At 41.2% G+C, this 13,077-nt stretch carries 7 protein-coding genes; 6 read left to right on the top strand and 1 reads right to left on the bottom strand.

Annotated elements, in window-relative coordinates:
* Positions 1–24: 24 nt before the first annotated feature.
* Together L1266_RS11605 and L1266_RS11600 are read left to right on the top strand one after the other, a co-directional pair.
* A complete protein-coding gene (locus tag L1266_RS11605) occupies positions 25–330 on the top strand; it encodes an H-NS histone family protein (RefSeq protein ID WP_054553670.1) in 306 nt (101 codons plus the stop codon).
* Positions 331–399: 69 nt separating this feature from the next.
* Positions 400–2,163 carry a DEAD/DEAH box helicase gene (locus L1266_RS11600; RefSeq protein WP_235377574.1) on the top strand — a complete coding sequence of 588 codons (1,764 nt, stop codon included), beginning with the start codon at positions 400–402 and terminating at the stop codon, positions 2,161–2,163.
* A gap of 7 nt (positions 2,164–2,170) precedes the next feature.
* On the opposite strand, the gene L1266_RS11595 is transcribed toward L1266_RS11600, so the two are convergent.
* Entirely contained in the window at positions 2,171–2,503 is a 333-nt protein-coding gene (locus L1266_RS11595) for a ribonuclease E inhibitor RraB (protein ID WP_054553668.1), read from the bottom strand.
* A gap of 171 nt (positions 2,504–2,674) precedes the next feature.
* On the opposite strand from L1266_RS11595, the gene L1266_RS11590 reads away from it, so the two are divergent.
* The 4 genes from L1266_RS11590 (at position 2,675) to hrpA (ending at position 13,018) form a co-directional block, all read left to right on the top strand.
* Complete coding sequence (locus tag L1266_RS11590; RefSeq protein ID WP_235377573.1) at positions 2,675–4,402, top strand: autotransporter assembly complex protein TamA; 1,728 nt, start codon at positions 2,675–2,677, stop codon at positions 4,400–4,402.
* Positions 4,402–8,088, top strand: coding sequence for an autotransporter assembly complex protein TamB (gene tamB / locus L1266_RS11585; protein WP_235377572.1), 3,687 nt, complete (start codon positions 4,402–4,404; stop codon positions 8,086–8,088). The genes L1266_RS11590 and tamB overlap by 1 nt, the downstream gene beginning before the upstream one ends.
* 91 nt (positions 8,089–8,179) lie before the next feature.
* Positions 8,180–9,058 (top strand): peptidylprolyl isomerase, encoded by an 879-nt coding sequence (locus L1266_RS11580; RefSeq protein ID WP_235377571.1) that lies wholly within the window; start codon positions 8,180–8,182, stop codon positions 9,056–9,058.
* A 69-nt stretch (positions 9,059–9,127) separates the two neighbouring features.
* Positions 9,128–13,018, top strand: a complete 3,891-nt coding sequence (hrpA, locus tag L1266_RS11575; RefSeq protein ID WP_235377570.1) for an ATP-dependent RNA helicase HrpA — start codon at positions 9,128–9,130, stop codon at positions 13,016–13,018.
* Positions 13,019–13,077: the final 59 nt, after the last annotated feature.

Here is a 13,077-nt window from a genome sequence, read left to right as displayed (position 1 = left end):
CTTTAATATTAAAGAGAGCTCTCAATGAAAGAAATCCGATCTTTTGTAAAATCTGCGTCATTATCTGAATTAGAAAAAGCAAAACAGCTAATCGACACAGCTATCGAGAAATATACTCAACAGCAAGAAGCTAAAAAAGAGGTACTCGATTTACTAAAAGAAAAAGGACTTACATTAGAAGATCTACAGGATGTAGTAACAACAGACAAACGCACTAAGGTAAAACCGAAGTACCGCATCGAATTTAATGGCGAAATTGTAGAATGGACAGGCCGTGGTAAACGACCTAAAGCATTCCAAGGTGTCGATTTAACAAAACACCTTGCTTAATTTTTTGCTTTAAAGAATACCAGGGGAAGCGTATGCTTCCCTTTTTTATGTCGATTATAGTCCGATAACATGAAGTACGTACTCAGACCCTACCAACAAGAGGCCGTAGAGCGCACGGTTGCTCACTTTCGACAAACAGATGACGCAGCACTAATTGTGTTACCAACAGGGGCTGGAAAAAGCCTGGTTATTGCTGAACTTGCGCGTATTGCCAAACAAAAAATAATGGTGCTTGCGCATGTTAAAGAATTGGTAGAACAAAACGCCGAGAAGTATATTAGCTTTGGCTTTAAGGCAAGTATTTTTTCTGCGGGATTAAAACAAAAGTCATTAACGGAGCAAGTGACCTTTGCGAGTGTGCAATCATTGGCACGTAATACCGATAAGCTTACCGATGCTTACTCTTTGTTGATCATTGATGAATGTCATCGTGTCAGTGGTGATGAACAAAGTCAGTACGGGCAGGTGATAACGAGTCTAAAAAAACAAAACCCCAATCTTAAAGTACTTGGTTTAACTGCAACACCATTTCGTATGGGAATGGGCTGGGTTTATCATCATCACTATCATGGTTTTGTTAGAGGTGATAAAGACGCACCATTTAAAAAGTGTATTTTTGAGTTACCGCTGCGCTATATGATCAAAAACGGCTATTTAACGCCGCCTCATGAAGTCGATGCAGCTATTAGCCATTATGACTTTTCATCACTGCCGAGTGATTCATTTGGTCGTTACAGCATTGAGAATATGAATGCGTTATTAAAAGACAGCACCCGCGCGACAAAAGCCATTATCAAGCAAGTAATAGAGTACAGTGAACAGCGTCATGGTGTGATGATCTTCGCTGCAACCGTGATGCATGCCAAAGAAATTACTGGCTACTTACCTGAGGATAGTACGGCACTTATCACCGGTGATACTGATAATAACGAGCGTGATCGAATTATTAATCAATTTAAAGCCAAAAAAATAAAGTATTTGGTTAATGTATCCGTACTCACGACGGGCTTTGATGCCCCTCACGTTGATTATATTGCGATTTTACGGCCCACCGAATCTGTCAGTTTATATCAACAAATAGTGGGTCGAGGCCTTCGTTTAAGCGAAGGAAAAAAAGACTGCTTAGTTATTGATTATGCTGGTAATGGCTTTGATTTGTTCTACCCAGAGGTAGGGAGTAAAAAAGCGCAAAGTGATAATGAGCCTGTTCAAGTACTATGCCCAGGCTGTGGATTTGCGAATATTTTTTGGGGTAAAACTGACGGCGAAGGCAAAGTGATTGAGCATTTTGGTAGGCGCTGCCAAGGCTTGCTGGACGATGGTGAAGAGCAAATACAGTGTGATTATCGTTTTCGTTTTAAAGAATGTGAGCAGTGTGGTGAGCAAAATGACATTGCAGCAAGGCAGTGTCAGTCTTGTGGTGCCATGATGGCAGACCCTGATGATAAACTGCGGGAAGCGCTTAATTTAAAAGATGCTTTGGTATTAAGGTGTAGTGGTTTGTCGGCACAGTTGCTCGCAAAAGGTTTACTTAAAATTAGCTACTATGATGAAGATGGAGCTAGTTGTGATGAGGTTTTTAACTTAGCAAATGACACCGGGCGATTTATTTTTAATAAGCAGTTTGGTAAACGAGCAGCACCCGGTTTTACCCCAATGGATTGGCAAAGCGCGGAGCAGGTTGTTAATTTACAACAGCAACTACTTGCACCCGATTTTGTGATTGCGCGTAAAAATAAAAAATACGGTTGGAAAGTGGCAGAAAAGCTTTTTGATTATCAGGGCAGTTTTCGTAAGGCGAATCAACTAAGTTCATCCCCTTACGAGATGTAGGAGTGGCTTATTCTTCTTCGGCCATTAAACCCCAGCCATCGCCATATCCATTATGGCCATTAGCGATGCTTTCTAAGTATTGTTCTGTTTGGCTAAGTAAGGTGTGTTCTGGCACCATCTTCACACGGGTAATGACTTCCCACACCCCTGTATCTGGGCACTTGGTTAATTCTGTTGAAGGGGCAAGCTCATCACTTGTTATCGCTTTAGCAAATTTCTCTGCTTCAGGCTTTTGTTCAAAAAGAATATAGAAATCGATAGTTTGCATACTGGTTAAATCAACACCAGCGTCAGCAATTTCAGCTAATAATTGACCGTTTTCGTCATCAGGGAAGTGCATTTAGTCGCTCGTTCATTATAAATCTAGGTATTGTCCGCTATTGTAGCGAAAATAATTGTTTAACGCGTACTAATTTTAACATTTCAATTATGTCAGTGGCTATGGCACTGTGCTAGTATCTTTTTGTACTCATTTTAGATTATGACTCTTCCAAAAAAGTAAGGATATTTTTTGTATACTCGGCATTTCTTTTTTGTCTTTGTTTTTTTCTGCTTTTCATACAGCCAGCACGCGATTAGTGCCTCAACTGTTATTAAAGATTACAAAATTCAGGGGATCAGTGGTGAGCTCGAAAAAAACGTTGAGCTTTACATTAAACAACTAATTGATGAAAAAACCTCAAAGGCATTAAAGCGTCATGCTAAAAGCCAAGTAGAAATGAGTTTAAAAGCGCTTGGTTATTATAAGCCGACTATCAAAATTAGTTTTGATAACGCACAACAGCTATTAATTGTCGATGTTGAGCGTGGTCCTGTTACTCGAATCGCAGATATCAATGTAACCATTACAGGTGCCGGTAAAGATGACGCCGAATTTATGTCTGCCGTCAACAGCATCAAAATCAAACAAGGTGACTTTTTAAATCACGGCAAATATGAGGCCGCGAGAAAGCGCATTGAAAGCCAACTATTAGACTTAGGTTATTTTGATGCAAAATGGCATGAGCATAAATTGGCGGTATCGCTAAAAAATAATAGCGCAAAGATTATTTTTAATGTCGATACTGGGCCTCGTTATCAGTTTGGTGATATCACTATTGGTACTGAGACCCCGGCTGAAAAATACATTCGCTCGCTGGCTGAATTTAAACAAGGTCAGCCATATAAAGCGACTGACATTTCTGATTACAACCTAGCACTGTCGAGCACCCCTTATTTTGCCAGTGTCCGTGTGTATGCAGACATTGCAAAACGTAAAAATAACCAAGTGCCAGTTAATGTTGATGTATTACATAAACCAGCCAATAGCTATGAAGTGGGTGGCGGTTTTAATACTGATTTTGGCCCAAAAGTTCGCTTTAAATGGACTAAGCCATGGATAACGGAAGACGGTCATTATCTTGAAAGCAACTTAAATGTGTCAGAGAGGCAGCAAGATATTTCGCTAGGTTATACCGTCCCAGTAGACGACCCTAATGATGATCTTTGGCGTTTTTCGTTAGGCTATAAACTCGAAGATGGTGTAACAAATGACCTTTACAGTAAAATTTTAACTGGCCAATTACAGCGCCAGTGGCTAACCGAAGATGATTGGGTTCGAACCGTATTTATCCGCCGTGATTATGAAACCTACCGAATTGGAGAAGAAGAACAAAGTGCAAAAATGTTGATGCCGGGTATCAGCTACGCCAAAAAAGACACTGAGGGCGGAACGACTCCTTACGAGGGGTACCAATGGCTGCTGTCAGCTGAATTTGGGTTAGAGGACATGATGTCTTCAACTAATATCCTACGTTTACAACTGCAAAACGCATGGTTGAATACCTTCGCCGATCGTCATTTACTGTACTTAAGAGCTAATTTAGGTGCCATGCTGGTTGAAGATATTAATGACGTACCGTTATCGCTTCGTTTCTATGCGGGGGGGGATCAAAGTGTCCGTGGTTTTGCTTATGAATCTATTTCACCAGAAGATGAACAAGGTCGTTTAATTGGTGGCAAATACTTAATAAGCGGTACAATTGAGTATAACTATCAATTTGCCGAGCATTGGCGAGCAGCTTTATTTGTCGATAGTGGTACCGCAACAAATGATTTTAGCGACCGCGTCGAAGTCGGTGCTGGCTTTGGTTTTCGGTATTTAACACCGGTTGGTCCTGTACGTATCGACCATGCTTGGGGTTTAACAAAAGAAAGTAAAAGTACCCGATTAAGTATTACCATAGGGCCTGAAATCTAATGAAGATGTTAAAAAAGATAACCAAGGTTCTATTAATTACGCTGGCAAGTTTGCTAGTTATTGTGTTTTGTTTGTTATTCACCGCGCCTGGTAATCACTTTATTGCATTCACGGCGAATAAGTTAGTTGATGGCTTATCAATCAAGTTGCCATCTGGTCGTTTTTTATATAACGATGCGTTTGACGTTCACTTTGAAAATCAAAGCATTAAGTTTGATGCAAAGCAGCTAAAAATTGATTTATTTTGGTGGCGTTGTGATGGGGTTTGTCTTGATAATTTAAGCGCCCAGTCGATTGATTTAAATATTAAAAGTCAGGCTGCATCAACTGAGCAGAGCACTGAAACAGAACCTAATGTTGAGCAAGTCACACAAATTAGTTTACCTATGAAGGTTGTTGTTAAGCGTGTTGCAATTAATCGCTTTAATCTAGCGCACCCGAGTGCCGATGTAACAGTCAACAAACTAAACTTAAGTGCTCGCGGCGAAGCATCGGATTTAACAGTGGATACACTGACTATTGCTGATGTTGCTGTAATGCTGCACGAAACAAAAGAGCAGCCTAAATCAGCCCCATTAACTGAGTTGCCAGCATTGCCCGCAATTGATATTAGGGTCCCGATTGATGTTGAGCTAAAGCAATTTCAAATAAGTAAAGTTGCCATTACCCCTTATGGCGCAGAACAGGCTCAGCTTATTGAAAATATTGAATTGGTTGCCTCAGCCAAAGAGAGCGATATTAATCTTAAAAAGCTTGCTGCAAGCTATCAGCAATGGCAATTGCATACTAATTTAACGGCTGAGCTTTCTGGTGAAAACACTATTGAGGGGGCCGTGTCTGTAAAAAGCACTGAACATCAAGCTAATCTGTCGCTTTCAGGCCCGCTTGCGGATTTAAAGTTAAGTTTAGTAACGCAAGGAACATACCCTGCACAGTTAAAAGGGGCTGTGAATCTAAAACAAACAAATTACCCATTTGATTTAATAGGCCAGATAGCAAAGTGGCAAATTGCCACAGACACACAGCAGCTGCAATTATCGGACTTTGATTTAAAAGCCAAAGGCCATGCCGATGCTTATGCTGTCGATTTGAGTTTAGTCACGCAACTAGACGCATTACCTGCGATGACTGTGAAATCAAAATTACAGGGTAGTTTAACAAATGCAAAACTTGAGCAATTAAGCCTCAATGCTAATGACAGTAAAGCAGATATTAACGCATCTGTTGATTGGTCGAATGGGGTAAAAAGCGAATTTAAAGGGGCTTTAAGCCACTTAAAAGCCCAATATTTAACGGATGCTCTTAGTAGTGATTTATCTGGTGAATTCAATGGTTCATTTAACTTACAGGCAGGTGAGTGGCAGCTTGCGTTAGATAACACGCAATTAAATGGCTCTGTGAATCAAATTCCAGTGACTTTGTTGTCGGATTTTGAGCTTGATAGTAGCTTGCATGCAAGTTTTAAAAAACTTGAAATAAAAAGCGGTAAAAATGAAATTGCGTTATCGGGACAGGTGGATAAAGTATGGCGTGTCGACGGTAAATTGCGTTTAGATGCAAGTGATCAAGATGTTTTGCCTATGCAAGGCAAGGGCTTTGCTGATCTGAGTTTGCGTGGAGAGCGTCTTGAGCCTACTGTTGATTTAAGTTTAGTCCTGAATACCTTGAGTTATCAAGATATTCAGGTTGACGGTTTAACATTAAAAGGGCAATTTGATTACGCCGCAAACTGGCAAACGGATGTATCACTGGTGCTTGATTCCGCATCGATCGCAGAGCACAAAATTAATCAAATTGAGTTAGATGCCAGTGGCGATAAAACAGATCACCATTTAACTTTTTTACTCGATGCAGATCAAGGCAAGGCATCATTCGATGTTGACGGTAAATTTAATAAAGAAACTTGGCAAGGTGCATTAAGTCAAATTCTTGTTACTGATAATCAGGTGCGTTTTGGCACTAATAAGCCAGTTAATATTCAAGTGAATACCAAAACCTTTGACTTTAATGTAGGCGCGCATTGCTGGCAAAGCGATAACTCAAAACTATGCTTTGAGACCTTGCAGCAAACTAAACAATTAGGTCAGTTAAATGCACAGCTTGCTGCGTTATCTATTGCTGAATTTAAACACTTCTTACCCGATAACTTGAAAGTAACTGGCGATGCAAACGGGGAGTTTGTTGCTAATTGGAATAATGGCGCATTAAAAACCATCCGTGCCAATATCAAAACTCAGCAGCTAGAAGCATCTTTAATTGATGGGGCAAATGTTTATAAATTACCAGTCGAGGTTTTAGAGGTCTCGGCAATGAGTGACGCGCAAGTTGGTAAACTTAATGCTACCCTTGACTCCTCTGTGTTAGGTAAAGTGACGTCCGAGCTCAACATTGATGATATTCAAAATCAGCAGAACTTAGCGGGCGACTTGGTTATTGAGAAAATTGAGTTAACAAACTTACGGCCTTTTATTTCGTCACTTGAGCAATTAACAGGCGACATTAAAGGCCGATTAGCTATTGCAGGCACCTTGAAAGAACCATTACTCAATGGTGACTTTGATGTCGAAAAAATCAATCTTGAAGGGGCAACCTTGCCTGTATCGCTGCAAAACTCTTATGTGAACATTGCCTTTAATAATCAAAGTGCAACGCTCAAGGGGGAGCTCAAAGATGCTGAAGGAGGCGCGCTCGATTTGTCAGGTGGGATTGATTGGCAGCAAGAACTACCAGACGTTGATGTGAAGTTAAATGGTAAAGAGTTTTTTGTTCGTGCTCAGCAAGATGTTACCTTTAAAGTGTCTCCAGATTTAACTATGTCGTTGAAAGATAATGCGTTTAATCTTGATGGCCAAGTCGTCGTGCCATGGGGGCGTATCGCCATTGAAGAGCTGCCAGAAGGTGCTGTGCAAGTAAGCGATGATGAAGTCATTGTTGATATTGAGCAGCAACAGTCAGAAAAAGTCCCTTTTGATTATGCTATTAACTTAAAGGTGTTGGTTGAAAATGATGTGCGCGTTGACTCGTTTGGCTTACAGTCGAAAGTTGAAGGCGACATCAACATCAGCATGGACCAAGTTACACCGATGATAGCAACGGGTGAATTGAACCTTGTTCAGGGCACCTACCGCGCTTTTGGTCAAGATTTGATAATCCGAACTGGACAAGTTGGTTTTAGCGGCTCAATTGAGAAGCCTTACCTAAATATTAAGGCAATTCGTAACCCTGATAACACCTCGAATGGCGTGATTGCAGGTATTACCTTAACAGGTAATGTTGAACAACCTTCGTTAAAAGTATTCTCAGAGCCTGCGATGGATCAAGCACAAGCATTGGCTTATTTATTAAATGGGCAACCTCTTGATGAAGGAGATAGCTCGACCGATGCGATGCTCACTCAATTATTGCTTGCACAAGGTGTTAACCGTAGTGAAGGAATGGTTTCTAAGATTGGCGAAAGCTTTGGTTTGTCAGATGTCAGTTTAAGTTCAAGTGGTAGTGGCGATGACACTAAAGTTGAAATATCTGGCTATGTTACTCCAGGTATTCAAGTTAAATACAGTGTCGGTATTTTTGATTCATTAAGTGAAGTGGCGGTTCGCTATCAACTGCTGTCGCAACTGTATATTGAGGTGACCAGTGGCTTGAATCAAAATGTTGATATTCTTTATAAGTTTGATTGGGATTAATACCTACGCTTGTGCTCAAACATCGCTATTACTTGCTTATTTAGGTTTAAGTTAATAGGCTGAATTGTCAATTACTTAAAAGATAATAACAATGAAATTAAGTCTATTAACCTTATGCCTTGGTGCCTTCTTAGCTGCACCAATTGATGTTGATGCAAAAGAAACTAGTCAAAAACGTTCTGCTGGCGAAATCATTATGACCGCAAGTAGCAGTGAGTGGCGAGAAGTCAGTGCCGAAAACGTCATTAAATTAACCTTACCTACGGGTGCGGCTTATATCGAACTAAACGATGAATTAGCGCCCATTCACGCAAATAACATGCGACAGCTTGCCAAAGAAGGGTTTTATCAAGGCCTAAGTGTGTATCGATTTGTTGAAGGGTTTGTCGCGCAGGGCGGGGATGCTAGCGAAAGTAAACCCGTTAAAAATGCCAAAAAAGGGTTACCCGCTGAGTTTTATCTACGCACAAAGACGCCTTTAGCGATTACAGAGCTTAAAGGGCCTGATGGCTATGCCACTAAAACGGGCTTTTTAAATGGCTTTGCTGTGGCACAAAACCAAAGCCAAACAGAAACATGGCAAGTACATTGCCCAGGGGTCTTTGCCATGGCCCGCGATAATGATATCAATTCGGGTGGTACCGAATTTTATGTAACCATTGGCAATAGCCAGCGCTATTTAGACCGTAATATCACCGTGTTTGGTCGTGTTTTAGAAGGCATGGAACACTTTAATTTATTGCAGCGAACAGCCACTGAAGGTCAGGTATTTAACCCCATCACCGATATGCAAGTATTAGCAGATATTAAAGACACTGATAACAGTGAATTTCGGGTGATGAAAACAGACTCAAATGCATTTAAAGCCCTCATTGAAGCACGTAAAAACCGAGTAGAAGCGTGGTTTGTTGAAAGCCCCAATTTTATCGATGTGTGTGCAATGCCAATTCCAACCGAACGGATTAAATAAAGCCATGACCACCTGATAGATTATTTGATACAATATCAGTCTATTGGTTAAGAAATATAAGGGTATCGGGTGGTTAACCTAGGTCCGCTGTTTGGCGAATTAAAAACGTGTTTACGCAAAGATCAATTCATCTTCAAAAAACGCCTTCATGGCATCAAAAAAATCAACGATGAAACTAAGCAAGCAAACATAGCGCAAAAAATAGCAGAAGATATTAGTCGTTCGCAGCAATTGCGCGAGCAACGTTTGGCTGCATTGCCTAAAGTGACCTACCCAGAGCAACTTCCTGTTAGCCAAAAGAAAGATGACATTAAACAGGCGATTGCCAATAACCAAGTGGTGATCATTGCCGGTGAAACTGGCTCTGGTAAAACGACGCAGATCCCAAAAATGTGTTTAGAGCTTGGCCGCGGTGTTGATGGATACATTGGCCACACGCAGCCTCGTCGACTCGCGGCTCGAAGTGTCGCGAATCGTATCGCAGAAGAAATGCAATGCGAGCTAGGTCAACAAGTAGGTTTTAAAATTCGCTTTAGTGACCAAGTCTCTGACAATAGCTACATTAAGTTGATGACAGACGGTATTCTGCTGGCTGAAATTCAACAAGACAGATACCTAAATCAGTACGATACCATCATCATCGATGAAGCCCACGAACGTAGTCTGAATATCGATTTCATCTTAGGCTATTTAAAAAATTTACTGCCAAAACGTCCTGACTTAAAAGTTATTATTACCTCAGCAACAATCGACCCTGAGCGCTTTTCTAAACATTTTGACGATGCACCCATCATTGAAGTATCAGGTCGTACTTTCCCAGTAGAGGTTCGTTACAGACCAACTACTGAAATCAATAAAGATGAGATGGAAGCGGATGGTGACCAATTACAGGGTATTTTTGATGCCGTTGATGAGCTGTGTGATGAAGGTCCCGGCGATATTCTAATTTTTATGAATGGTGAACGAGAAATTCGCGATACCGCCGATGCGTTATCAAAGCGAAACCTCAAAGGCACCGATGTTTTACCGCTATATTCGCGTCTATCAAACGCTGAACAGAACCGAATTTTTGCGCCGCATAGCCGCCGTCATATTATTTTAGCTACCAACGTGGCTGAAACATCACTAACGGTGCCGGGTATTCGCTATGTTATCGACCCAGGTACCGCGCGTATCAGCCGTTATAGCTATCGTACCAAGGTACAACGATTACCGATTGAGCCAATTTCACAAGCTAGTGCCAATCAGCGAAAAGGCCGCTGTGGTCGTATTGAAGCGGGTATCTGTATTCGTTTATATAGCGAAGAAGACTTTAATTCGCGTCCAGAGTTTACTGATCCTGAAATTTTACGCACCAACTTAGCCTCTGTTATTTTGCAAATGCTTGGTTTAGGGCTTGGCGACATGCAACAGTTCCCGTTCGTGCAAGCGCCAGATAGCCGAAATATCAACGATGGTTTAACGCTACTTGAAGAACTCGAAGCCATTAAGCCAGCTAAACGTCATAAAAAGACTGAGCTTACTAAATCAGGCAGAAGTTTAAGCCGTTTACCGGTTGATCCACGGTTAGCGAAAATGGTGCTGACTGCCGATGGCTTAGGTGCACTGCGTGAAGTGATCATTATTGTTGCGGCATTGTCGATTCAAGATCCAAGAGAGCGACCACAAGAAAAACGCGGTGCAGCGGATGAAAAGCACGGCCGTTTTGACGATCCAGATTCAGATTTTATCGCCTTTTTAAATTTATGGAATTACCTTGAAGAGCAGCAATCTGAATTGAGCAATAGCCAATTTAGAAAGTTATGCCAAAAAGACTTTTTAGCCTATATGCGTATTCGCGAATGGCAAGATATTGTTTATCAGCTATCAACGGTGTGTAATGAAATGGGCATTAAGGCCACTACCAATGTTGCTGATAGCGAACGAATCCATCAATCTTTATTAAGCGGTATGCTAAGTCATATTGGTTTTAAAGATGAAAAACAAATTTATAAAGGCGCACGCAATAGCCAGTTTCATATTTTTCCAGGCTCAGGATTATTTAAAAAGAGCCCAAAATGGATTATGTCGGCTGAGCTTGTTGAAACCAGCAAACTTTATGCGCGGATCAACGCACGCATAGACCTAAAATGGGTTGAAGGCTTTGCACAGCATTTAGTAAAGCGCAGCTACAGCGAACCGCATTGGGAGAAAAAGCCGGGTGCAGTTATCGCGTTTGAACAGCAAACCCTGTATGGCCTATTAATTGTTAATAAGCGCCGCTGTGTTTATAGCAATATTGATCCAAAAGTAAGTCGCGAGTTGTTTATTCGCTCGGCGTTGGTAGAGCAAGAGCTGGGTCAAAATGAAGGGTTTTTACACTATAACCAAGAGTTAATTGAAGATATTCAGGTTCTTGAAAATAAATCTCGCCGCCGTGATATCTTGGTTGATGAACAAACCTTATTTGAATTCTACGACAAGAAAATTCCGCAAGATGTAAATAATCGTGCTGCGTTTAATAAGTGGTGGAAGGGACAAAAACAAAAAGATAAGCGCTTTTTGCATATGTCTCGAGAAGAATTAATGCAGCATGGTGCCGATCATGTCACCGAGTTTGATTACCCAGATACATGGCAGCAAGAGAACTTGTTATTACCACTGGCTTATCATTTTGATCCAGGCCAAGCCGTTGATGGTGTTGCGGTACAAATTCCGGTAGCACTGTTAAACCAAGTGCAAGAAACTGGCTTTGATTGGCATATTCCTGCATTTAGACATGAATTAATTTGTGCGCTTATCAAGTCGCTACCAAAAACAATTCGTCGCAACTTTGTGCCTGCGCCAAACTACGCCGATGCGGTACTTGCTGCAATCGAGCCGATGCAAGGCAACTTAATTGATGCAATTAGCACGCGCTTATTACGTATGACAGGTGTGCGTGTTGAGCCAGATGCATGGGATTTATCAACCCTTGCTCCGCATTTACGCTTACAGTTTGAAGTACGCGATGAACACGATAAGTTACTCGCTCGCGGTTTAAATTTATCTAAACTAAAAGCTCAGTTACAAGGTAAGGTAACGGATACCTTATCGAAAGTAGCCGACAAGGGCATAGAGAAAGCTGATTTGACCGAGTGGAGTTTTGGTGAGTTACCAAGTTCTTACGTGAAAAAGCAAGGTCAATACGAAATCAAAGCGTTTCCAGCGCTGGTGGATAAAAAAGACTCAGCAGCGGTTGAGTTATTTGATAATGAACACAAAGCTCAGCAGGCGCACCAACAAGGTTTACGTCGCTTAGTGTTATTAAATGTGCCATCACCGATTAAGTATTTACAGCAAAATTTACCGAATAAATCTAAATTAGGTTTGTACTTTAATCCGTTTGGTAAGGTCAATGACTTAATTGATGACTGTATCGCTGCAGCCGTCGATAGCCTACTAACTAAATATGGCAACATCCGCACTGCAGATGCGTTTGAAAAAGCGAAAGAGCAAATTCGTGGTGAGCTTGGTGACACGGTGGTTGAGATTGCCACCCAAGTAGAGCAAGTGCTAAGTATTGCACATGGCTTAAATAAACGGATGAAAGGACGCGTTGATCTAACCATGATAACAGCGCACGGTGATATTAAATCACAGTTACAAAGCTTAGTGTTCAAAGGCTTTGTTAGCCAGCATGGGGCAGCAAAGATGACGGATTTAATTCGTTACTTAAAAGCCATTGAACGCCGCTTAGAAAAGCTACCTGTTGACCCTAACCGCGATAGGTTGTGTGTACTTGAGCTTGAAAAAGTAGCCGAGCAATATCAAAAACTAGCGAACAAAATCCCTAAGGGAATGCCAATTCCTGAAGAGATCAGTGCGATATTTTGGATGCAACAGGAGTTACGTGTTTCTTTATTTGCACAAACACTAGGGACACCTTATCCTGTATCTGCTAAACGTGTTTTAAACGCAATTAAAGAATCTGAGTTATAATACTAAGGAATGAGCAGTGGAGGTGTAACCTCCTTGCTTGACGCTAAAACACAGATACT

It is taken from the genome of Pseudoalteromonas sp. Cn5-37 (assembly GCF_021532495.1).
GTDB classification, from domain to species: Bacteria; Pseudomonadota; Gammaproteobacteria; order Enterobacterales; family Alteromonadaceae; genus Pseudoalteromonas; species Pseudoalteromonas simplex.
The sequence above is the reverse complement of the archived record's forward strand: the minus strand, read 5'-3'. Positions and strand labels throughout refer to the sequence as shown.